Below are 23823 nucleotides of genomic sequence, written 5' to 3' on the forward strand. Positions count from 1 at the left end.
GTGAAGTTCGATCGTATTCAAGGCCGAATATTACTTAAAAAATATCAGGTCAACAATATGATTTCCCGAAATTAGAAGACGCATGGCGCTATCGTTGGTATTTTTCCAATGCAAAATACGCGTTGGCTGACCGTTTTTCATTTATAGTCAGTGTAGTGATTAATCGTCAGCTTATTGAGAATGATAAGGTCGATCCTTATAAACTGGAGGAGTGGGTAAAAACGGAGATCTTAGCCGAATTTCCCGCCCATCTTTCCATGATTTTCCACTGGCTATCACCAGAAAATTTCAAGAATTTTGCCAGTACTTATAAGCGTTGGCAGAACAATGGCGCTCCCTTGGGTGACGAAGCCTATAATATTTTAGAAACCTTAACGTTAGGGCGTTTACCTTCAACGGCAACCGGTACAGGTAATATGCGCATTGCCACCGAACAACAACGCAAAGAGGTTATTGGCGACTCTGGAACCGGATGGAACGAAAAGGTAATAGAAGATAATCAGTTATTATATGTACTAAAAATTTAAGTTAAACAATATCGATTTCAGAGTTAAATAAAATATTCTCTCTGATTGCCATTTCATTATACGGCAACATTGACAGAATATTTAAAACAAAATAATTCAATATTATATACAAGGTCATTAAAATGGAAAAAAAACATAATCTGTCTACTTTGCAATCCAATACAGAAAATACCAATCCTAAATCAATTACATCAGCACTTTCAGACCTAATTATCCCACCAGGAACAATTGTGCCATTTTATAGTAATGCTAGGCTGTGTCCCGCAATTCATTTGGACTGGCTGAAGGTGAAGAGAAAACGTCAATCTCGTTCATTTTTTGAACCATTAATCTGCATTTTTGCTATCAATCACCGAGAAAACTGCATGGTTTTCCACTGTGCAGACAATTGAGGGACACAGCCTAGTGACAGCTCCAACCCAGACAGCCAACCCAATAATAAATCTGCACAAGTAATGACACGAATTTTAAATGCATTAATCAATAATCGCCAATTAACCGGTATTCCCGGCGCTTATACCCGGGTTATTCCTCAACAGGAAAATTTAAATATCTTAGGTAATTTTTGGCAAGCCTTGGGTAATCGCCCTCGCCTCTCTTTACTCTATTCCATTTCTGCACCGATGAAACTGCAAGATATTAAAGACAATATGATACCAATTAGCCAAATATCCACTTCTGTGGTTCAAAAACCCAGTATGGATAATTCACAAATAAACCAAGCTCTGACAGATAAATTATGTTCGGAATTAGGCGGCACAGAAGATGTACGTCTTGCTCTGGCTAAAGTCAATCTGATAGCCGAACCCACAACAGATAATAATTATAATCAGGAAAATGAAAGTGTTATCCTTGAAGTCTCTGGCATTACTCGCTCAACCTATTTAGCTAAAATAGAAGATATTATTTCCATATGGGTAAATAGCCAAAAATCTGTGGTTAAAGTAAATGGAGTAGGTATTATTATCGCTAAAGAAAATTCCGACAGTTTAATATCAATATAAAATCATTAATAAAGATAAAATTATACAGATAATAGATCAAACTAATGACCAAGGATTTATAAATATGCCAAGATATTCTAATTCTCAGAGAATACCCACACAGAATAGTAAAAATAGCCGTAGAACATCTCCATCATCAATCCCCTCAGATGGACATCTTTCGCTGTCAGTTTTCGGGCAGCAGGTGAACCAACACTCAGAGCCTTAGGCAAAGGTGCCGCGGCCAAGGGGCATGACATTCTGGAGAAAACCATTAAACCCGGTTCAATTAACAAAGCTTATCCCAAAGACGAAGCTTCAGATGTCATAAAGAAAGTGCAGGAGGCGGATATTGAAGGCTATGTAGGTCACTGGAATAAAAAAACGGGACGTCTCGAAGGTATTTATATGAGCAGCGGTCACGGTTTATCAGATGAACAGGTCAATGGAAAAATTTATCCCATAGATTTAAACAATCTCGAAGCAAGTCTGGCTCCTTTAAAAGAGAAAAAGAACTGGGCCGCACTGCCTTTCACCGGTGATTATGATATGCATGACATGATTAGTTTCACCACTCAACCGCATTCAATACCATCTAATTCATCAGCAGAAAAGAAAATCATCGATCGCATTAACGAATATATCGCTAAATCTGATTCAAACCGACTATTTGAAGATACAGAGCATAATGTTATCAGGCATGGTCCTCAAGTAAGCTATCCTGCTTTTGCAATGGATAAAGAACAAGAAGAGATAAAGAAACACGGGGGAATTGTCAAAGCAGTTGCTGAACCCGGAGAATTTCCGGTTGCTATCGTCAGTAAAGGAAAATGGACAATTGCCAATAATATCGATGAACTGAATCAGTTTTATAATAGTATTGGCGCAAAAATGAAAGCAAGCTGGAAACCCGGCGCAGGAAATCCCGGATTCGTTTCCAATCCACAAAAGCCGGGCATGGCCAGATTTAGTCGGAAATCTCATTAATAATAATATCGGCAAGAAAGAAGTGACTAATCCGTATTAGCTCAGACTTATTAACACCGCAGAATGGTGTTCTTTCTATATCTTTAAGAAGCTCGTTAAGTAAATTAACGAGCTTCTTATCATTTTATTGTCAGTAAAGAGGCAACTTGAAAGATAACGGATATATTAATTTATCAGCAAAACGATAAACATAGAAATAAAACTAATCCATTTATCCTAATCAATAAAAATAACACTGTTAATTATCCCCGCCTTGTCATACTTAAAATTGAATAACCAGAGACATAAACATCAATTAACAATCTCTGTTATTAATTGATGTTGCTTCTAAAAATTTCATCGCTAATAATTATTCCGCCTCACTAAAATTGATCAAATAATCACCAAGCAAACCTTTAAATTTAAATAATAAACAAAAGGAAAAATCATGAATATAACTTGTTATCTATAAGAAAATAGAAATAAATATAGCACCACAAGAAACACCAACTTAATTATTACAAAACACCTATCTTATTGCCATTTAATTACCCAGCAATAGTTATAGGATATTTAGAACTTGTATACAAGGTGGATAAAAATGGAAAGAAAATATAACAGCTCTACTTTAGAATCCAACACCGAGAATATCAATATTGAATTAACAGGACCTGCTGAAAATGAATTAAAAGATCATTTTAAAGAAGACAATAGCCACATACCAACTGATTATACCAATTTAATTGATGTTGCTAATATGGATTACCATACAGTTGGTAAATCATATGAGCTAAAACCAGGTGATGATTATACACTGGCAACGAAGATTAATCCCAACGGCGGCTTAAAAGTAGATAACGATGGGTTAAGTTTAAAAATCAAAGCGGGTAACGGTATCAAGACAGACGATAGCGGAATCAGTATTGATCCCGATAATGTATTCCCAAAAGGAATGATTGTGATGTTCTCCGGTAAGGATGCTCCTACCGGCTGGGCTTTTTGTAACGGTAATAATGGAACCCCTGATTTAAGAAGCCGTTTTGTCATGTGCGGTGAAACTCTTTCTGAAACAGGAAAAAGCAATAGTAAAGCCAGTGGTAGTGGCACCGGAAAAAGCTTTTTCAAAAATACAACATCAACGACAGTTTCGGTAAATGTTACTGTGGGAAATACAACATTAACAGAAGCACAAATACCTAGTCATAAACATATTGGGGGTATGGCTTATTTTTCTAGTGATGGAATGAAATATGGTCATAATTACCCTGGCGGCACCGATATAAAACAAATACGTAATCATATAGATACAATAATGGCTACTATCAATACACCTCGTTACGCATATACATCAAACACAGGAGGTGGACAAGGACATAATCACCCGGCAGCAGCAGCATCCCCTGCACATAATCATAGTGTTGATATTATTCCACCTTATTATTTACTGGCTTTTATTATGAAACTTTAATTCCATTGCTCAAGGCGATTTAAATCATCTCTTATTTTCTAACTACAAAGGATAACAATGAATATATCTAGTTATTTCTTCCTGAATGAAGAAAACATTAAATTTAACAATCAATGTTTAAATGCATACATAGGTTACCCTCACCCCATCAGTAAAGATTGGCCTAACCTGCCTGCCGAGTTCCAAAGACATATTGACGATATTATTAATTTAAATGGTTTTTTATACTTTTTTAAAGGTTCACAATACCTTAAATTTGATATCGCAAAAGCAGAGGTCGTTGATGGGCCGAAGTTTATTGTCGATGGGTGGCCTAGCTTAAAAGGAACAGAATTTGAAAATGGAATAGATGCCGCTATAGAATTGACCACCAACACCGTTTGTTTTTTCAAAGGTAGATATTGTGTAGATTACACCATCGATTCACACACAATTAAGATGAATACTATTTCAGACCGGTGGGAAATGACAGAGGAATATAAAAAATTTAGTACCAACCTTGATGCTGCTATTTTATGGCCAACTATTGATGGAAATTTTATTTATTTTTTCAAAGATGATTCTTTTATTCGGTTCGACCAAAAATTGAATGTACTTGATGCTGGGCCTATCATCATCTCAAGTAATCATGCGGGTTGGAGAGGATTAGCCTTCAAAAATGTTCAATCAGCAGTATCGGTCGATACTGATTTATTAGGCAGCAACCGAGACAATAGTGGCGTCTGTAGTGGAACATATGGCACTAATGACACGGGTAAATATTGTTGCCAGTTACCTCAAAGTATTCGATTCGGCCTGATAGGCTACGCTAATACAAATATTTCACAAACTGTAAAAGTATATATTGACGATCTTCTGGTAGATACATTTACCGGTAAAGGGCAAAATAATCTAATGGCGACTCATATACAGGATCTTAAGAATTAAGTCGTTCAAAACACGCATCCAATGTTTTGTTTTTAGACGACTTTCTTTGCGGTGTTTTGAATGCATTCTGGGATAAATAGGCTTTGGCTTTTTCCAGCCAAAAACACGTTTCCGACCATGCCCTTTGGAGGAGATTTTCTATTATGGGTTTTAACCAGATCTCCGTATTTTGGGCCGCTTTAAGCAGTGAAACCGCTGGGAATAATCGCCTTGCCAGCGAGCGTCTGAGCAACAACGCTAATAAGCTCAGCCAGATAAGCCCCGTGACCAACGTTTCTTTTCGTGTCGTAAACCGGTGCCAGTTCGTGTGTGATTTGAGTTCTTTAAACAACAGTTCTATTTGCCAGCGGCAACGATAAATATCCATGATGTCATTGGCTGTAAATTCCTCGACTGATAAGTTAGTCAGCCAGAGACAGAAACGTTTTTCTTCAGCAAACCAACGGCGGATCAGGCGAAACTCATAGCCATTACGCCGACAAATCAGCTCCAACACCTCAGAACGATTCGTTCTGCGTGTCACGGATTTCAGGGGCTTATCGGACAGCTTCGATAAGATTTTTCCCTGACCATTGCGTGCCCTGATTATTTGGGGATTAAGCGATTTACCGCCCCGCACAATAAACGAACCGCCTGAGCGTGAGAGTTGTTCAAAATACTCAAAATCGACATAACCGGCATCCGCTAATAATAATTGGTCATGCAATGTTGCCGGAATAGGCAGGTGAGTCCGCTCAGAGGCGGTATCTGCAGTAACAGCCATTTTCACGGGAGACTGGGTTAATAATGACAAGGTCATGTGACATTCCACTGCCGCTGCGGTTGCCTGAAATCGACAAGGAAAAACATCAGCCAGTGCCGAATGGACTTTAAATGAACTGCCATCCTGTAAAATAACATTTTGAAATTTGGCGAGTTTTTTGGGCAGGACGAGGTGCTTTTCAGCCCATTGTGCCATGGCAAACCTGACCAATATTTTGACAAATTCAACAAAAGCCGCTTTCCGTAGCTGATTATAAAAAGGACGGTAGCTAACGTGTTGTTTTTCATCGGGGCACAGGCCATTAAATTTTTGGTGTAGCTGAGCTATAGACGTCACTTTCCCCGAACTGAGCGCTGTGATAAGACTGAGAATAAGCGTATGAGGCTCGATATTTCTCACGCGCTGAATAAACCCGCAGCGAAGCGCCATTTTTTGCAAAGAAACGTCACTGAAGAATTGCATTAATTGGTGTTTTATAGCGATAATCGTCACAGGCTTCATCCGTGGTTTTGGTATTAGTTTGGCGACGATTATCAGATCATAAATGAAGCCTTTTTTCTATCTAAAATATACAGTTACTGCTTAAGAGCCTGTATATGAATGGCGACTAAAGCCTACACATCAGGTACAGGCAAAATCTGTATTAAAATTGAGGGGGATGGCAAACCATGCAAGCTTCGTTATTTCGATAATATGTTTGATGGAAAACCGGGAACAGCTATTATCAGCGCTGAAAATGGTACCAATAGTCATTACAATGATAGCGTGGTGTTTTTAAATTGGCCTCTGACATAAACTAAAAACACTCGGTTTCGAATAATAATTGCGCCATTCTTGGCGCTTTTTCTTTATTAAAGCGTTTATTTATCTGACTCTCTTTCCTGCAAACTCCCACTACTTACCTGCTCTAATGATTTAAGTCAATGTTTCGCATTAGCGGATGAACGCAGTAAATAAGCAGTTTCTTCAAGGCTTGCATATTCTGCACTTGAAATGATAACGCAATCACCACCGTTTTGTCTGGTAATCAATATTGGTGCACAATCCTGAACAGCTTGATCCATGATTGAAGCAAGATTAGCTCTTGCCGCACCATATGTTGTATTACGCATAATATGCCCTTTTCACTGCAGTATAAATATCACACAAATATTGTACAAAAAAGTGGTACAACATCAAGCTAAACATCTCTATGTGCTATCCGTGGCGCAATCTCTTTATTCACACGATCTCTATCCGCCCATATGTAAAAGTTGATAGCTTTATCTGATTGCAAATCACCTTTGATTTGCACTATGGTACTTGACCAATTTTTGTTTAAAGAATAAATTAATGGTCAAGAAATAGGGGAATTTATGAACACTACAACCAAGCAACGTAATTTGAATGAGCTACAGGTGTTACTGCAAAAACGCTTTGACATAATATTCGGCTCGTTGATGCCTGAGTTTGCTGAAAAGGCGAAGGCCAGCGATGCTCTTGTTCTTCCGGACAGCGAACTTTTTGGGCTGCTGTACTCAACCATGCTTGAAAAGAGTGCCAGGACTCCCGATCGCGAACTCCGCAAACTAAAGCGTCGCGCAGAGAACCTGTCCAATTTTTATAAGGAAATTGAGCGCATGGGTGGCGTGATTAAAGCAGTGGATGTTGCTGATATTCTCGGTATCACACGTCAGGCCGTTAATTTGCGAGTGAAGGGAAATAAGCTGCTCGCTTTCAAGAAGAACAGCGATCATGTCTTCCCGCTCTTTCAATTCAAAGAGGGAGGACTGTTACCTCACTTTGAAAACGTCATGAAAGCAATGAGCAATGATATCGGGCCTGTTTCCAGAATATCGTTTTTGACTACACCCTTGAGCGACAAGAACGGTAAAGGGAAAACCCCTATCGAGATCATGAAAGAAGATAGCAGCATTGATGATGTTTCAAAAATGCTTCGTGCAGCGAAACAGATGAGTGAACAGATCGCCAGTTAAAAGCGTGTCCTTTCGAAAAGGACACGCTTGGTACAAACTTAAAGCGGGACAATCTTGAATCGAAGCACGTCTTCGAGCAGTTCTTCAGCCGTGATGCTGGAGTATTTCCAGTTCGATGGCATGTATTCTGAATCGTGGTATTCCGCGAGACTCTTCATTCCTACATCTTCAAACCTTTCTTCATCCGATTCCCAGACTGCATAGCAAAAATCAGTGGAAGGAAAATGCCTCGATAAGTAACAAACACCGTCAAACTTATCTCTGGCGAGCTTGTAGAGACACGCAATTACTCTCTGTGCCACGGTGTAATCGTCTCCGACTAAGACGTCTAACGTAATGTGCAGCATTCCCAGAAGTTTCCCCACATCGACAAAAACTAGTGGCCGGAGTGGGCGAATCAGACACATTCGTGAGTTTTTAATAACAGACTCCTCAACGAATTTCCGCCCATCTTTATGTATCAGGCGCCCAAAACTTTCAGCAAGCGCTGAAACAGCCTTGTCTGCCATGTAACAAACACCAAAAGTATCATCCGGAGCATTATATCGACCGTCACCAGTGGAGAAATTTATAGCCGATGGCCATTCTTTCCTCTGCCAGCGTTTTAAGTCCCCATTACCAGGTGAATGCGTCGGTAATGAATCATCTTCAAAGATTGCCGTAATTTCCTGCTCTAAATTTGGATAGTCAAACTTTGAAAGGGAAGTCTCCTTTGTTTGCATTGTGAGGTATCCCCATAAATAAGTTTCGCCATAGGCTTCTCCTTAAATGTTTTTTTGAAATGGTGCCGTGTGCTTGCCCACTGACACCGCTATACCGTGATTGGCATCACATTTATACGACGATCAAGGTGGTTTTAAATTGATTGATTTTTTGGGGTTTATTGCATTAAAACTTGATCACAATGCTAGTCACACATAATTGCGCATAAGGGTTGTAAAACGAAATTTCCGGCTTACAACCCCATTCAGGTGACTAAAATTAGTATGCCACTACACCTAGACGAAGTACGCCTAGTGAATAACTCGTATTTCTATTTGCAAAAGTGCCGTCAATTCAATCAAACACCGCTTGTAACACATTGTTTGGCCAATAAACATTATTTATGAGAGTAATATCTCGTTCAGATGAACAGGTATCTGCGGTCAATGGGGTAGTCTCAGAAAATGTCAATAGCCTTGGTCTTAGCTTAGAGGGAGTAGAAAAATCACAATATAGTGCCAATGCGAGTACTCCATATAATCTATTTCTATTTATAGAATTAACTATATCGTCAAAATAGCCCGCATTTGAACCTGCATTATTCGACATTTCATATGCATAACTGCTTAGGCTTGACCACCGGTTGGTTAATCTGACCAAACCTCCTCCTATCTGCACATTATTATCATAGTTGCTAGTTATAAACGAAGATATTCGGCTAAATCTAGCTGATTCAGCCACAGAGGTAATCAATGTCATAAGAGCTCTTGCTGCTAGAGGTTCTACTGTTCCTGAACCATTTTGCCTCCATAAAGTCGTAATGGCGTTATTGATGGTTTCATTGCTCACAATTGTTTCTTCTCTTGTACGGTTAGCCCGTCTAAATAAATCAATATAACTTGAAGAAATATTTAAATCTAAAAGATTTGTCTCCGGAACTGTTATGTTGGAAAATTCAGTATCATTGAATCTGTAGAATATCCCAGCAGAGACAAATCCCACCATATACAAATTAGTATTTGATAATATAAGATCAATAACATCCCCATTATTACTTATGAGGTGAACCGATGTATATGGTTCAGTGGGATTAAGGACAAGTAATCCGGGAACATTAGGTAGGGGACTCCCTACCATAGATCTAAGATTCTTAATGGATTTAATATAGTTTTGAGCATCTGAATAATCAAAATTGACGCTCTTAGAATATACTACGTTACTAAATAAAAAGAAAAATAAAATCAAGTACCTGTAAAAATTTTTCATTCCGCTCTCTTCTATGATTAAAACTTAACATTTCAATTAGTCTTAAAGTGTCAATTAAATGAAGAGCCCCGCCGCAAGCAGCGGGGGTATCTTAAAACATTGAAACAGTACTACCCATCCCATTTACATTAAATGGAAAAACTTCTGCGGAAAGGATTCCCCTAAGCCGCTGTTTACAACAATGCCCTTTATTCTGGTATAACTTATTCACGGTAAAGTGTAACAGCATATAAAGGTTTGTACTCACTACCATCACCTTCGATGGTTATGTCTACTTTTGTACCAATAATTTGAGCTGTCCTTAACAAATGCATCATCTCCTGATTGCAGTCATCTAAATAGAAGCCCTGTCCATATCCAATTGAATTTAAATATCCCCAGCAGTGTTTATCTGAATTAGCTTTAAGCCACTGAACATAGCCAGATATCGTGTACTGCCCCGAGAATGATGGTGCCGAAAATAAAGACAAGGCAATGAAAATAGCACTGATTTTTTTATTCATAAATATTCCATTAAAATAAAACTACTATAAGGTTAGTGAAAGGATATCGATTTACCCATCAGTCCAAAATTCTTCGCCCCAGAGTGTCCTTTTCATCTGAGGACAACGTTTGAATATTTCTCTTGCTGTCAAAATTTTTATCAGTGCGACAACCTTTGCCACGCTGTATATTGATATTATTATGGCTTCTATAAGATTTGGATAAAAATCATCCATCCGCTCTATTTCAATCCTTTTTAATGGCGTAATTTGTTATTCTATCGTCTATATACCCGTCATCTTTCAAGTTGCCTCTTTGTTGGCTGCACTCACTCACCCCGGTCACATCGTTATCTATGCTCCCGGGGATTCGCTCCCTTGCCGCCGCGATGCATCTTGAAATCCATAGGGTATATAAAATGGCAAATCCAGAACAAAGGCAATCCGTGCTTTCTGAACAGCATTATCATGAATTTCCACTTTTATATCATCCTTAGTTAGGATGTAGTTATACTGGCCTACTACAATTCCCACCTCTTTCACTTTAACAAACTTCCCGTTAATAGATTCGCAGTCACTACATCTGTTTGCTCAAGATTTATTTGCCAACAAGGAAAAGCAAATTAGACTAAAAAAAGAAAGTTTCGGAAGAGTCTTCATACAAAACCTCATCTCTGCTACATTTAATTTTAAAAAAAGAGTTTCGAAAGAAAATTATATAACACCTGTTTATGATATATTGAATATTAAAATTCAATATGTATATTTAACTACATTTTTCCTCGGTGTTTCTCTCATTGTACACTCAGGGCAAGATCGCGAATATTTTTAATCAAAAATAAATCCGAGTGTAGTGGTCAACTAATACCGAATCTAATAAGCGAAAAATAACGGTACAATCTCAGAATAAATATCTATTGCGCCATCCGTGGCGCACTCTCTTTATTTTCCCTACTTACAATTACCGTAAAGCATCCATTTGACTAAGCAGTAACATCTGAAATTAATTGAGTTGCCGGTGCATCCTGTCCAAATCCTCGCAGCCCAACTACATGAACATGTTCGTGGTTTTTAAACACCTTACGCACCAATTTATAAGTGGTCCCTTTTTCAGGACTGATATTTTCCGGGGCAGCGATAATCAACTGCATTTGCAAGCGTTCGCATAGCTCAAACAGCGTGGCAATGGATTTGGCATCCAGACGCGCCGCTTCATCAAGGAATAACAATCGACAAGGGGAAATATCTTTACCACGCAAACGGCGGGATTCTTCTTCCCAACTCTGTACCACCATCACCAGAATGGACATACCGGTACCAATCGCTTCACCGGTAGACAATGCCCCACTCTCGGCTTTTAACCAACCATCAGATCCACGGTTAACTTCAACGTCCAGTTCCAGGTAGTTACGATAATCCAGCAATTCTTCACCGACGGTTTGCGGCAAACGTTGCCCGATATCCACTTGCGGATTCAGGCGCTGATAAAGTTTTGCCATTGCTTCCGAGAAGGTTAATCGCTGGCTGTTAAACAGATCCTGATGCTGCTCTTGCTGTTCAGAAAGTACATCCAGCAATATTGCATGGCTTTCACGCACATTCACATTCAGCCGCACACCACGCACCTGACCAAAAGAGACCGCTTGTAATCCCTGATTCAGCATACGAATACGGTTCTGCTCACGCTGAATGGTTTTGCGGATAATATTCGCCACACTCTTCGAACTGATAGCAAGTTTTTGCTCGCGAGCAGTCAACTCTTCCGTCAGCCGGGCCAGCTCAATTTCCATCTGTTCAATCGCGTCAACCGGATCGTCAGTACGGATAATATCCTGACGAATACGCTCACGCAGATGCTGATAAACCGCAATAAAGAACTGTACCTTACGTTCAGGCCGTTTAGGATCTTCCGACAAACGCAGAGCATCACGCAGATGTTCGTTATCAACCACCGCCAGACGCAATGCCCCCAATGCTTTATCCGACATGGAACGTAACGCGCCACTGTCCATATACGCCAGTTCACGGCGATGCAAACGGCGTTCAACGCCATTGTCTTTCACCATGCGCATTACTGCGCACCAACCCGATTTAGCCGCAACTACCTGCTCACGGGTTTGATGGTAATCGCGTTCCAGTTTCCGCAGTTTTTTCTGCACGCTTTCCATCTCCGCTTCACAGAAGGCGATCTGCTTCTCAAGCTGATTGACTCTGGAACGGTTAACGCTGAGTGCTTCATGGAGTCGATCACGACGCTCGCGGGCACGAATTTCAGCATTCGCATCCGCCTGCACACCGATATCTTTCATCTCCTGTAGCAGCTCTTTCAGCATATCCTGTTTGGTTTCATAGGAACTTTTCAGGGATGCCAGCACCTGGTTAAACTGGGAATACTGCGCTTGCTGTTGACGCAGTTGTTCACGGGCGCGGCTGCGATCCGATTCCGCATGTTCCAGACGCTGACGCAGTTTGTCATTCAGATCCGCATTTTCACTGAGCATACCGGCAGAATCACTGTAGCTGAAATGCGCACGGCGCTGTACGATTTCCACCAGCGCAAAAGCCTGTTGTTTAGCCTGATGCTGACTGTGTTTGGCGGTTTCATAATCCTGCTGCAACTGTTCATGTTGTTGTGGATCACTTTGCAAAACTGCAACCATAGGTTCCAGTTTTGTCAGCGCTGAACCATGTTGTTGTAGGAAACGCGCCGCTTCCTGCGCTTCGTCCATCTCTTCGCGCACTTCTTCTACGCGATCAATTAAAGTTTCATCCAGTATCAGATTCACTTGAGGGATCAGGCGGTTTAATGTCGTCAGGCTTTCTTTCGCCTGTGCATATTGCTGGCGCTGCTGTTGAGTCTGCTCTTCAAACCGGGACACTTCACGTTCTAGTTCCGTATGGCGTTGTCTCAGTTCACGGATTTCGGCTTCCGGATCAGTATCAAATGCCACAGACAGGTGTTTACCGACAAACTGACTGAACGACTGATGAGCACGCTGAATTTTCTGTACATCAAAAGAGAGCGTGGCATAACGCTCCGCCAGAGTATCGCGCTCCAAATTCAAAACTTCTAAACGATTTTCTCTGGCAGCACGGCCAAACAGCGGCAATTCAGGGTAACGGGAATAACGCCATTGACGGTCGGAAGATTTAACCAGCACTGCATTAGTCTGCTCTTCGGCATTAAATACGCTGTCATCAAAGGATTGTGGATCCCCTTCAATTAAGTAGAGATCTTCCGGACAATCTTCCAGCGTTTCAAGATGTGAGCGCACCAGCGAAAGATCCGGCACCACAATGCCGTGGCGCGCTGGCCCATACAGGGCCGAGAAATACGGCGCGTCATCAATGGTGATATCATCATAAATTTCTGACAGCAAAACCCCACCGAAACGTTCTGCCAATGCAATCATCCGGCTGTCTTCCGCACCGCTTGGCTGACTGAGGCGCTCGATTTGCTTTTCCAGCTCACGTTTCTGGGCAGCAATTTCATCACGCTCTACCGTGGCTTCACGCTCACCCTCAAGCAATTGCTGCATATATTCAGTCACGTCATTACTGTCAACCAGTGTCTCACCATTCTGTTCACACAGTTGGTTCAGGGTATCCTGCGCAGCCAGCCAGACCGGGGCGCGAGCAGTCAGTGACTGAATTTTCTGTTTCAGTTGTTCAAGTTCCTGGCGCATCTCCATGCGGCGTTCACCGCTTTCATTGACGCTTAAGCTTAACGCTTCCTGCCGAGCTTCAAGTTCATTTTGTAATCCTTCCAGATCTTCAGCCTGATATTGCTGTCCCTGACGTTTACAAAATTCGCTTAATAAACGTTCCGCATTTTGTTGGTTGTTCAAACGCTGCTCCAGTTCAGCCAACTGCATACGTAACGGCTGAACGCGATCGGCCAGATGTCGCTGTGATGACCAATCACGCAACAATTCACGAGCACTCTGCCAGGCTTCACTACGACCGATTTCACCAACCATGCTTTTAACCAGTTGATACGCCTGTTCGAACTGATTATGCGCCGCGTCCGCAACACTTAATTTCTGTTCCAGTGCCAACAGGGCTTCTGTCGCCTGCTGCTCTTTAGCCTGAAAGGTTTCCAGCCACTCCTCTGCGTTATCAACGGAAAGATCCGGTAACCGGCAAAGCTCACGGGTGCGTTCCAGCGCTTGTAATGCCTGTTGATACTGAATAGCCCGGGTTTGCTGAACATCCAGTGCCTGTTGGTAATCCGCCAACTGGCTTTTCAGTTCATCCACTTCCTGTTCCGTCGCTTCCGCTCTGGCTTCATATTCAGCCTGAAGTTCTCCTGCTGCTTCGACAACTTCTGTCTGTTCCTCCAGACGGTAAGACAGCTCTTCCAGATCCACCTGATAACGGTCGATTTTTTCCTGCTGGCGCATGGCGGTCTGCACCAGATTCAAGTGGTCACTGGCAGCCTGATGATCAGTTTCTAAATCAGAAGAGGCACCGCTCTGTTCAGCCAGTTCACGGGCCATTTCGACATGACGATACTGCTCAGTTGCCAGTTGTTTATGGCTGCCAAACAGTTCACCACGCAATGCTAACGCTTCATCCAGATGAGTGCGGCGCTCATTGGCATGACGCATATAGTCAGCAGAAACGTAGGAAGTTGCTTCGGTGATCAAATGCTTGAACAGATCGCGATCAGATTGAGTGACCCGAATGGCTTCCAGCGTTATGCGATTTTCGCGCAATGCGGCTTCCATATCCTGAAACGCTTTCCGAACACCGCTGTTTTCCGGCAACAGGTAATCGCGCAAGGAGCGGGTAATCGCACTGGAGATACCACCGTACAGGGAAGCTTCGATCAGACGATAAAACTTGCTGCGATCACTGGCTGAACGCAGGCGTTTGGGGATCACGCCCAAATCAAACATCTGCGCATGATAATCCGTGATGGAGTTAAATTGTTTGAACTGCACGCCTTCCATTTCATCAAGGCGATCTTTTAGTTCATTTAACGGCAATACACGCGCCTGTCTTTCACCCACATTTTCAGTCAGTAACTGAGTGGGTTGGATAGCTGTCGGCAAGCCCTGAATCATAAAGGATTTGATATCAACTTTTCGGTCACGGCCCGCCACCTGTTGCAGTCTCACCCCAACCACCACCCGCTGATGGCGAGAGTTAATCACATCCAGGGTTGAGTAACAGACTCCCGCGCGTAACTTACCGTGTAACCCTTTATCACGGGAACCGGAAGTGGCGCCAGCTTCGGTGGTGTTACGGAAATGGAGCAGCGTCAAATCCGGGATCAGCGCGGTGACAAATGCCGCCATAGTGGTGGATTTACCCGCGCCATTACCGCCTGATAAGGTGGTCACCAGTTCATCAAGATCAAAAGTTCTGGCAAAAAAACCATTCCAGTTAACCAGCGTCAGCGAACGAAATTTACCGCGTTCAATCATGGTTGTTCATCTCCCGCACCCTCTGCTGAGTTATCCGGTGTTTCATCATTTTCACTGTCATCAAGCGACAAGCTGCTTTCAACCGGCATTGCCTCACCATCACGGATCATCCTCAGTTGTACTTCACGAAGATCGTCGCCACTGCGTACATCAGCACCAAAGCGGAATACCGCCTCAGTGATGGTAAATTTGCTGTTGTCATTCGGCAGGAAATAGACCATGCCCAAGCGACGCAGACGGTTGAGTGTCGTGCGCACTTTTTCCTGTAATTTCTGTTTATCCAGATCCGAACCGGAAGAACGCTGGTTGACAAACTTCATCAGTTTGCTCTCATCAACCAGTGAGATCAGCTCTTCATACAGTTCCTGAGACGTAAAAATCCCCTGATTAGCCAGGCGTTCCGGGCTGAGATAGAGATAACAGAGGATTTTGCCTACCATCATATCCAGCTCTGATAGTACCGAACGAGGGATCAACGTGGTCGAACGGGGCCGCAGATAGAAGAAGCCTTCCGGTGCACGGATCAACTCCACATTATAGCGGGCGTAAAATTCTTCCAATTGCTCCTGAAAATCCATCAGAAAAGCGTGATTATCAAGATCATCTATCCCGATATGACGACCCGCGCGAAGCTGGCTGTCCAGTTCCGGGAAAAGTGAATTGGCTAACGCCTGTGCCAGTTTAACCGGCATAAATTGTTCAATATGTGTCGATGACATGTGCCTGTACCTTGGCTCCGTAATCATTAATCGCTAACCATTCCGCTGGCAACCCAGAGAAATCCGCTCCTGCAACCCCCAACCGCACAGCCTGATCCACCAAAATACGCGCCACATCAAAGTGACGGGGAAGCGGATGTTGAGCAAGGTAGTCTCTTAACACCGCCCCCAGATCCAGCGGGCGTTGCTCCTGCTGATATACCAACAGGGCTTTTTCAATCATTGCCGCCAGTTGATCGTTTATTTCACTGAATTCTTCATATTCCAGTGCTAACGGCAGTTCGCCGGTCACTTCTTCATTACGTAATGCCAGTTCTTCATCACGCATATCCAGTAAACGCTCTGCGTTGGCAACGGTGAGTGTCCACGGGTTATCAAAATAGTGCTGCACGGATTGACGTAAGCGCTGGGAGAAAATACGGTTTTTATCCATATCAATCGCGGTACGGATAAATTTGTGAACGTGGCGGTCGTAGCCTATCCATAAGTCAATCGCCTGCTGCCCCCAACTGATAATACGGTCCAGTTTGCTTTGCAGATCAAATACCAGTTTATCAACCCGCTCTGATCCGCCACTGCCCATATTCGCATCCTGAATACGCAGCAAATTGGCCTGTAGTTTATCTCCGGCCGCTTCCAGTGTGTCTTGCAGCTCCCGCAATGTCCCTGATGTTTCTGATAACAACTGTTCACAGTTGGCAATCGCGGCTTGCCAATCTTGATTCAGCAACGCCGCGATATCTTCTTTAACGAAGTTTTGCTGTTCGTCCATCAGGCGTTGGGACATATCAATACTATCGAAGATTTCCGCAACAGAATATTTCAGCGGCGCAAAGACGTTGCGATGCCAATGAAATTCATCTCCCCCTTCTTCCGCCGCCTCTGCCGCCCGGTGCAGCTCATTCGCCACAATCGAAAGCTGCATAGAGAGGCGTAAGGTAGAAAATTCCCGCTGGCGAATGTAATAGTCACTGATACTGATACCAAGCGGTGTTAAGCGATAGATTGCGTTGCCATCGGCCAGTTCACTAGTGAAACGGTTAAGCAGTTTCTGACGCACCATGTCATTAATGGCATTGTTAGCCCGTACCGCAACGGATTCCGCTGTTTGCTCGAATCCCTTGCAAACTTCGCGAAAAGCATCAATCAGCTCCCCTTCGCTCATCTCACCATCAAGACGCTCGCTGTTTAATACCGCGATTGCCATCAGAAAAGCCAGCCTTTCCACTGGCAAGGAGATGGAAAAATCATTTTTCCGGGCCCAAGACACCAGTTCCGGGATAGTCTGGGAATATTCACTCATAATTCATCCTTTAACGCTGGCTTGCGTGCCATTACATGAATGTAACGCCCCAAACTGATATAAGGCTCCTGTCGGCAATAACGCTGCTCTAATTCCAATAACGCCGGAAAGTTTTCGCTCTGTAATTGGCGACTTTGCAAATAGTCGTGAAAAACACGCACACCGGTTTTACCGGTAATCACCACATTTAATTCATCAAGCCATTGATATACCTGTTCAGGTACCAACGGATTCTGAGGCGACAGTGAACGTTTTCTGCGACGCGGCATATTGGGTGTCGCCAAATGAAAATTGCCTAAAATAGCATTACGCATGACCAAACCATTGGCATTGTAAAACATTAAAGACAGAGCGCCGCCAGGATTAATGATATTCGTTAACACTTCTATTGCATATTTCTGATCGGTAATCCATTCCAGTACTGCATGAAACAATACCAGATCTACCGGCTGTTCTATATATTGGTTAATTTCCTGTACCGGGCTTTGTATAAATTGCATATTTTGGCTGACACCTTTTTCTTCAGCGGTCAGCTTTGCCCGTTGGATCATTTCTTCTGATAAATCGCAAAGTATCACCTGATGACCCAGTTCAGCTAATTGACATGCCATATTCCCTTCACCGCCACCCGCATCTAAAATACGCAGTGGACGTCGTGGTAATTGAGCCAGTAATTCGCTGATATCCTGCCAGATAACGGCTTGCCTGATTTTACCTTTGGTTGTGCCGTAAATATTACGAGAGAATTTGTCTGCAATATCATCGAAATTGCGATCCCGCATGAAAAACTGCCTCACTAATGGAATAGATCTGATTTATCTGTTGAGATTTCATTATGCCAACTGCTATTTTGGCACAGCATTCATTGACATAACCACTTTTGACTACAAATCGTGGGCCACATGGCTATAATTTAATCAAATTAAGGCAAGTAAATGCTATTTTTATTTAAAAAGTACCTTGGTGCGATGGTAATGCCTCTGCCATTAATATTACTGATTTCACTTGTTGCCTTATTCCTGTTGTGGTTTACCCGTTGGCAAAAAACAGGGAAAACAGTTCTGACGTTCAGTTGGCTTGCACTGCTTCTGCTCAGTCTGCAACCCGTTGCCGATAAGCTGCTGTTACCATTGGAATCGATTTACGCTAAAGCCTACCAACCTGATCCCAGTAATATCAATCCACCGGTTGATTATATCGTCGTTCTTGGTGGTGGCTTTACTTATAACCCAAATTGGGCACCCAGTTCAAACCTGTTCAACAACAGTTTGCCGCGGGTAACAGAAGGCATCCGTTTATATCGCCTGAACCCCGGCGCTAAAATGGTCTTTACCGGTGGTCAGGGAGAGAATGCTAAAAGCAACGCGGAAGTCGCCGCTATAGTAGCACAATCCCTAGGCGTACCCGCAGAAGATACTGTCGTACTGACAAAACCCGTGGATACTGAGCAAGAAGCGAATGAGATTGAAAAATTGATTGGCAAGCATTCTTTTATTTTGGTCACCTCCGCCAATCATATGCCGCGGGCGATAACTTTCTTTAAACAACGTGGATTGAACCCCATTCCTGGCCCGGCAAATCAATTAGCAATCACGTCCTCTTTACATCCTTGGGAAAAATACCTGCCCTCTGCTTATTTCCTGTCTCATTCAGAGCGGGTATGGTATGAAACTTTAGGTACTCTCTGGCAACGTATTAAACCGTCGAGAAGTTCAGAACCCCCACAAACATCAGAGCATGCCCAACCGGTAAATGATCCGCAAACCACGCCTTAAAATAATATGGAGAAACGAAAGCGCAAATAGTAATAACGCGCTTTCGTTAACCTAAGCCTTTATTAACCCAAGAATGAGTTCAAACAAATCATCAGATTTCAGCAAAAATTTCTCTGACTGTGGCTAAATCTTCTGGTGTATCAACCCCCGCTCCCGGCGCTTTCAGTGCAATACCGACATGGATCTTCTCGCCGTACCAAAGTACCCGCAATTGTTCCAGCATTTCAATTTGCTCTAACGGGCTTGGCTCCCATTGCACATAACGACGGATAAAACCCGCGCGGTAGGCATAAATACCAATATGACGCAGGAAATTATCACCAATCATTTCCCGTGATTGCATAAAACGGTCACGTTCCCAGGGGATCGTTGCTCTGGAGAAATAGAGTGCATAACCCTGTTTATCCATAATCACTTTCACCGCATTGGGGTTAAAGGCTTCTTCCGCGTCACGAATTTTCACCGCCAAAGTTGCCATTCCAGCTTTGCAAGCCGCCAGATTCTCTGCGACTTGTTTAATAATCTCTTCAGGAATTAATGGTTCATCACCCTGAACATTGACAATAATTTCATCATCGGAGAATTGATATTTCTCAATCACTTCCGCTAACCGCTCTGTACCAGAATGATGATTCTCGTTAGTCAGACAAGCCTCACCACCCGCAGCCACAACCGCATCAGCAACGTCGTGATTATCAGTTGCCACAATAATCCGTTCAGCACCAGAACGCATGGCGCGCTCCATAACCCGCACAATCATTGGCTTACCATGAATATCAGCTAATGGTTTACCAGGTAAACGTGTAGAAGCAAAGCGGGCAGGAATAATAACGGTGAACATGCCTTATTTTTCCTCATCCAGAGGTAATTCACGGGCTTCGTAGTCTAACAGAACGGGAATGCCATCACGTACAGGAAATGCAAGTCGATCCAACTGACAGATGAGTTCAAAATTCTCTTTATCGTAACTGAGCTTGCCGTTACACACAGGGCAAGCAATAATTTCGAGTAAACGGTGATCCATATACATCCTCCAGTTATGGAGCTTTCATTCGATGCAGCTCAGAATAACATAAGCCTGGTGTCACCGTTAACTCTTGTTATTTGATCTTTCGATCCTTTTCCCAATATCATTCACAAAAATCCAGATAGAGGAAATGAAGTCTTAAAATGCAATTACATCTGTTGCAGTTAAACTATAACCGTTGCGAGTAATTGAAAATTCTACATTTTGCCCTTCTGTGAGTGATTTGCTTTTTGTATTAGCAATCGCTTTTCTTCTGACCAATATGTCTTGCCCACCATCTTGTGGAGAAATAAAACCATATCCTTTACTCTCATCAAACCATTTCACTCGGCCCATCTTTAATCGTAATGTCATAATAATTCCCCCACTTGCTCATCTCACAATAATTCAATTTATTGTTTTTGATGTTTTTTTACCCTTGATTAAGCTTTCGAATAGAACCTCGTCTCAGTTTCAATACGTTAAAATACACTTAATTCGAGTAGCACATTTGTTTAAGTAATGGATACAAACAACAAGTATCCTGCCAACATTGCCGATGACTGAACCAAGTACAGACAACGGTTGTTCATCCACAATGCATCGTTTTAATATCATTTAACAATGATAAAAAATCAAATAGATCTGGAATAATTACTGAAATTTTATGAATTGGTAAGAAGAGAACGGCTTGATAAGGAAGCGGATAGAACAGCCTCCTTACCCACCATCAGCTCACATTGGGTTGTTTTAGTTCAACTGTGAAATTTACTTAAACTTTTTATTTTCTTCCAATAATGAAGCTATTCCATTCAACATTGCCTGCCCTTTTTCCTGTGGTAATTGGGCATCTACCGGTATATACCACCAGTTTGGCCGGGCAAATTTAAAGCACTTAACGGCATCTTTTTCCGTCATAAGTAAATTCTGGTTTGTATCAGCCAGATGACTCAACTGCTCTTCTGTGTACATTTGATGATCGGCAAATGCATACTCTTTTTGCAAGTCAGCCCCCAGCTGTTGCAAGGTAGCAAAGAACCGGGGTGGATGCCCGATGCCTGCCATAGCAATAGCATGAGGTATGAGGTTCACTGCTCGCTTTTCACCGCTAACCATATTCACCGCCAGCCTGCCAGCTAATGTCATTGATAATTCGCCTGATTGAGGAGTACCGCCGTTAGTAATCACGGCATTAACCCTATTCAACCGCCCGGATAACTCACGCATCGGCCCAGCAGGAAGCCACCAGCCATTACCAAAACGGCGTACGCCATCAATGACCACGATTTCAAAATCCCGTTGTAAAGCATAATGCTGTAGACCATCGTCAGTAACGATAATATCCAATGGCGTATCTGCTAGTAACGCTTTTACTGCTTCAACCCGCTTTGGCGCAACCGCCACAGGTGCACCAGTACGACGATGGATCAGTACAGGTTCATCACCTGCCTGAGCCGTCGTGATCTTGTCAGTCACCAACAAAGGATAATTTTCGGCTTTACCGCCATAGCCACGGGACACAACACCAACCCGGTAACCTTTTTTCTGCAACTGTTCCACCAGCCAGATAACAACCGGAGTCTTACCATTACCGCCAGCAGTCAGATTACCCACCACCACAATAGGTACAGGCGCTTTCCAGGATTGACTCAACCCCGCTTTATAACTCAATCGTCGTAAGCCACTTATCAGCCCGTAAAGGGCTGAAAAAGGTAATAACAGCAAATAAAACCATGAACGGCCTGACCATATGCGTTCAATCATTGCCCAAATTGCATCCGATGTAGTTGTGAGTAAACCCCATTGTTCTCCAACAGAGAGAGATGGTTACCTCGTTCAACAATATGTCCGTCTTCGATAACCAGAATTTCATCCGCTTTTTCAATGGTTGAAAGACGATGTGCGATAACCAGTGAAGTTCTGTTTTTCTGCAATTCATCCAATGCCGCCTGAATTGCCCGTTCAGATTCAGTATCCAATGCTGAAGTTGCCTCATCAAGAATCAGAATCGGAGAATCACGCAACAAGGCGCGCGCGATGGCAATACGCTGACGCTGCCCCCCCGAAAGCAGAACACCATTTTCACCGATCATGGTATCCAGACCGTTATCCAACTTCCTGATAAAGTCCATTGCATAAGCCATCTCAGCCGCCTTCTCAATCTCTTCGCGGCTGTATTGGTTTTCACTGGCATAAGCAATATTGTTCGCTACGGTGTCGTTAAATAAATGGACATTTTGCGACACCAGAGCCACCTGGCTACGCAAAGAAGAAAGCGTATATTCCCGTAAATCATGGCTATCAAGCAAAATATTACCTGCGCTGATATCATAAAAACGGGTCATCAAATTGGCTATTGTGGATTTACCAGAACCTGATCGCCCTACCAGCGCGATAGTTTTACCCGCCGGGATATGCATGGAAATATTTTGTAACGCCGGCAGTTCTTTGGTCGGGTAGCAGAAAGTGACGTTACGGAACTCAATATCCCCTTTCGCTTTTTTAAGTTCCAATTTGCCGTCGTCTTTTTCCTGTTCCGTATCCAGAATAGCAAACAGAGTCTGACAGGCAGCCATACCACGCTGGAATTGTGCGTTAACATTAGTCAAAGATTTCAATGGACGCATCAGCGCAATCATTGATGAAAATACGACGGTAATTTTACCGGCGGTCAGTGTGTCCATAATATCCGGAAAGCTTGCCGCGTATAGGACGAAAGCCAAAGCAAACGAAGCAATAAGCTGAATAATCGGATCAGAAATTGATGAAGCGGAAACCATCTTCATGCCTTGCTGACGCATACGGTTACTGACTGTATTAAAGCGTTCAGCTTCTACTTTCTGTCCGCCGAAAATCAGCACTTCTTTGTGCCCTTTCAGCATCTGCTCCGCACTGGCGGTGACTTGCCCCATGCTGTTCTGCATATTTTTACTGATACTGCGAAACCGACCCGATACGACACGAATAACTAATGACACTATCGGCGCAATCACAATCAGGATCATAGATAGCTGCCAGCTATAGTAGAACATCAAGATAAACAGGCCGATGATTGATGCCCCTTCCCTGACCACGGTAATCAGTGCACTGGAAGAGGAGGAGGCCACCTGTTCAGAATCATAAGTAATGCGGGAAAGCAGAGTCCCGGTAGATTGTTGATCAAAGAATGACACCGGCATCCCCATCATATGGCCGAACAGACGACGGCGCATCTGCATAACCACTTTACCGGAGACCCAGGAGATACAGTAACTTGATACAAACCCGGATAGCCCACGCATAATCATCAAAGCAATCACAACCAGTGGCATCCATTTCAGTACATCACTGCTTGCTTTGCCGAAGCCTTCATCAAGTAAAGGCTTAAGCAATGAAAGCATTAACGTATCACCGGCAGCATTAAGGATCAGTGCAACCGCAGCAACTATCAGCCCAATCTTAAAAGGAAAAATGATTGGCCATAGTCGGCGAAAGGTCTGCCAGGTAGAAAGGTCTTTATCATTCATTATTGAGTTACCAACACCAAAA

General features: G+C 42.9%; 24 protein-coding genes and 1 pseudogene. 9 read left to right on the plus strand and 16 right to left on the minus strand.

Annotated features, from left to right (window positions below; all coding sequences use genetic code 11):
• Positions 1–122 precede the first annotated feature (122 nt).
• The 3 genes from ACUN2T_RS16520 (at position 123) to ACUN2T_RS16530 (ending at position 1531) form a co-directional block, all read left to right on the plus strand.
• Positions 123–527, plus strand: a complete 405-nt coding sequence (locus ACUN2T_RS16520; protein WP_445494085.1) for a hypothetical protein — start codon at positions 123–125, stop codon at positions 525–527.
• Positions 528–649: 122 nt separating this feature from the next.
• Entirely contained in the window at positions 650–919 is a 270-nt protein-coding gene (locus tag ACUN2T_RS16525; RefSeq protein WP_445494086.1) for a hypothetical protein, read from the plus strand.
• Between the two features lie 63 nt (positions 920–982).
• Positions 983–1531, plus strand: a complete 549-nt coding sequence (locus ACUN2T_RS16530) for a Pvc16 family protein (RefSeq protein ID WP_445494087.1) — start codon at positions 983–985, stop codon at positions 1529–1531.
• A gap of 77 nt (positions 1532–1608) precedes the next feature.
• On the opposite strand, the gene ACUN2T_RS16535 is transcribed toward ACUN2T_RS16530, so the two are convergent.
• Positions 1609–1806 (minus strand): hypothetical protein, encoded by a 198-nt coding sequence (locus ACUN2T_RS16535; RefSeq protein WP_445494089.1) that lies wholly within the window; start codon positions 1804–1806, stop codon positions 1609–1611.
• Positions 1807–1846: 40 nt separating this feature from the next.
• Here ACUN2T_RS16535 and ACUN2T_RS16540 point away from each other — a divergent pair, with 40 nt between their 5' ends.
• From ACUN2T_RS16540 to ACUN2T_RS16550, 3 genes are all read left to right on the plus strand, one after another.
• On the plus strand, positions 1847–2497 hold the full coding sequence (locus tag ACUN2T_RS16540) for an Insecticial toxin (protein WP_445494090.1): 651 nt from the start codon (positions 1847–1849) through the stop codon (positions 2495–2497).
• A gap of 580 nt (positions 2498–3077) precedes the next feature.
• Positions 3078–3944 (plus strand): hypothetical protein, encoded by an 867-nt coding sequence (locus ACUN2T_RS16545; protein WP_445494091.1) that lies wholly within the window; start codon positions 3078–3080, stop codon positions 3942–3944.
• 57 nt (positions 3945–4001) lie between these two features.
• Positions 4002–4871, plus strand: coding sequence for a hemopexin repeat-containing protein (locus ACUN2T_RS16550; RefSeq protein ID WP_445494092.1), 870 nt, complete (start codon positions 4002–4004; stop codon positions 4869–4871).
• On the opposite strand, the gene ACUN2T_RS16555 is transcribed toward ACUN2T_RS16550, so the two are convergent.
• On the minus strand, positions 4861–6126 hold the full coding sequence (locus tag ACUN2T_RS16555) for an IS4 family transposase (protein ID WP_445497818.1): 1266 nt from the start codon (positions 6124–6126) through the stop codon (positions 4861–4863). The two genes, ACUN2T_RS16550 and ACUN2T_RS16555, sit on opposite strands and share 11 nt — an antisense overlap.
• A gap of 114 nt (positions 6127–6240) precedes the next feature.
• Here ACUN2T_RS16555 and ACUN2T_RS16560 point away from each other — a divergent pair.
• Positions 6241–6429 (plus strand): annotated as a pseudogene (locus tag ACUN2T_RS16560) (fucose-binding lectin II); the annotation flags it as partial.
• 125 nt (positions 6430–6554) lie between these two features.
• Here ACUN2T_RS16560 and ACUN2T_RS16565 read toward each other — a convergent pair.
• Positions 6555–6746 (minus strand): type II toxin-antitoxin system prevent-host-death family antitoxin, encoded by a 192-nt coding sequence (locus ACUN2T_RS16565; protein ID WP_445494093.1) that lies wholly within the window; start codon positions 6744–6746, stop codon positions 6555–6557.
• Between the two features lie 243 nt (positions 6747–6989).
• Between ACUN2T_RS16565 and ACUN2T_RS16570 the strand changes: the two genes are divergently transcribed.
• A complete protein-coding gene (locus ACUN2T_RS16570; RefSeq protein ID WP_445494094.1) occupies positions 6990–7610 on the plus strand; it encodes a DNA-binding protein in 621 nt (206 codons plus the stop codon).
• A gap of 38 nt (positions 7611–7648) precedes the next feature.
• On the opposite strand, the gene ACUN2T_RS16575 is transcribed toward ACUN2T_RS16570, so the two are convergent.
• The 8 genes from ACUN2T_RS16575 to cmoM form a co-directional block, all read right to left on the minus strand.
• Entirely contained in the window at positions 7649–8332 is a 684-nt protein-coding gene (locus tag ACUN2T_RS16575; RefSeq protein WP_445494095.1) for an RES family NAD+ phosphorylase, read from the minus strand.
• A gap of 334 nt (positions 8333–8666) precedes the next feature.
• Positions 8667–9578 carry a ribosome-inactivating family protein gene (locus ACUN2T_RS16580; protein ID WP_445494096.1) on the minus strand — a complete coding sequence of 304 codons (912 nt, stop codon included), beginning with the start codon at positions 9576–9578 and terminating at the stop codon, positions 8667–8669.
• 203 nt (positions 9579–9781) lie between these two features.
• Entirely contained in the window at positions 9782–10081 is a 300-nt protein-coding gene (locus tag ACUN2T_RS16585; RefSeq protein ID WP_113024944.1) for a hypothetical protein, read from the minus strand.
• A 51-nt stretch (positions 10082–10132) separates the two neighbouring features.
• A complete protein-coding gene (locus tag ACUN2T_RS16590) occupies positions 10133–10297 on the minus strand; it encodes a transposase (RefSeq protein WP_445494097.1) in 165 nt (54 codons plus the stop codon).
• A 746-nt stretch (positions 10298–11043) separates the two neighbouring features.
• Positions 11044–15492 (minus strand): chromosome partition protein MukB, encoded by a 4449-nt coding sequence (mukB, locus tag ACUN2T_RS16595; RefSeq protein WP_445494099.1) that lies wholly within the window; start codon positions 15490–15492, stop codon positions 11044–11046.
• Positions 15489–16211: a chromosome partition protein MukE gene (gene mukE / locus ACUN2T_RS16600; protein ID WP_445494100.1), complete on the minus strand. Its 723-nt coding sequence runs from the start codon at positions 16209–16211 to the stop codon at positions 15489–15491. The genes mukB and mukE overlap by 4 nt, the downstream gene beginning before the upstream one ends.
• A complete protein-coding gene (gene mukF, locus ACUN2T_RS16605; protein ID WP_445494101.1) occupies positions 16192–17514 on the minus strand; it encodes a chromosome partition protein MukF in 1323 nt (440 codons plus the stop codon). The genes mukE and mukF overlap by 20 nt, the downstream gene beginning before the upstream one ends.
• Positions 17511–18296, minus strand: coding sequence for a tRNA uridine 5-oxyacetic acid(34) methyltransferase CmoM (gene cmoM / locus ACUN2T_RS16610; RefSeq protein WP_445494102.1), 786 nt, complete (start codon positions 18294–18296; stop codon positions 17511–17513). Before cmoM ends, mukF begins: the two co-directional genes overlap by 4 nt.
• A 153-nt stretch (positions 18297–18449) precedes the next feature.
• On the opposite strand from cmoM, the gene elyC reads away from it, so the two are divergent.
• Positions 18450–19289: an envelope biogenesis factor ElyC gene (elyC, locus tag ACUN2T_RS16615; protein ID WP_445494103.1), complete on the plus strand. Its 840-nt coding sequence runs from the start codon at positions 18450–18452 to the stop codon at positions 19287–19289.
• Positions 19290–19380: 91 nt separating this feature from the next.
• Here elyC and kdsB read toward each other — a convergent pair whose 3' ends face one another.
• From kdsB to msbA, 5 genes are all read right to left on the minus strand, one after another.
• Positions 19381–20130 (minus strand): 3-deoxy-manno-octulosonate cytidylyltransferase, encoded by a 750-nt coding sequence (kdsB, locus tag ACUN2T_RS16620; RefSeq protein ID WP_445494104.1) that lies wholly within the window; start codon positions 20128–20130, stop codon positions 19381–19383.
• A gap of 3 nt (positions 20131–20133) precedes the next feature.
• Complete coding sequence (locus ACUN2T_RS16625) at positions 20134–20313, minus strand: Trm112 family protein (RefSeq protein WP_445494105.1); 180 nt, start codon at positions 20311–20313, stop codon at positions 20134–20136.
• A gap of 141 nt (positions 20314–20454) precedes the next feature.
• Complete coding sequence (locus tag ACUN2T_RS16630) at positions 20455–20670, minus strand: cold-shock protein (RefSeq protein WP_445494106.1); 216 nt, start codon at positions 20668–20670, stop codon at positions 20455–20457.
• A 393-nt stretch (positions 20671–21063) separates the two neighbouring features.
• Positions 21064–22059, minus strand: coding sequence for a tetraacyldisaccharide 4'-kinase (gene lpxK, locus ACUN2T_RS16635; RefSeq protein ID WP_445494107.1), 996 nt, complete (start codon positions 22057–22059; stop codon positions 21064–21066).
• Positions 22056–23804: a lipid A ABC transporter ATP-binding protein/permease MsbA gene (msbA, locus tag ACUN2T_RS16640; RefSeq protein ID WP_445497900.1), complete on the minus strand. Its 1749-nt coding sequence runs from the start codon at positions 23802–23804 to the stop codon at positions 22056–22058. The genes lpxK and msbA overlap by 4 nt, the downstream gene beginning before the upstream one ends.
• Between the last annotated feature and the right edge of the window lie 19 nt (positions 23805–23823).

It is taken from the genome of Photorhabdus machadonis, from assembly GCF_052657765.1.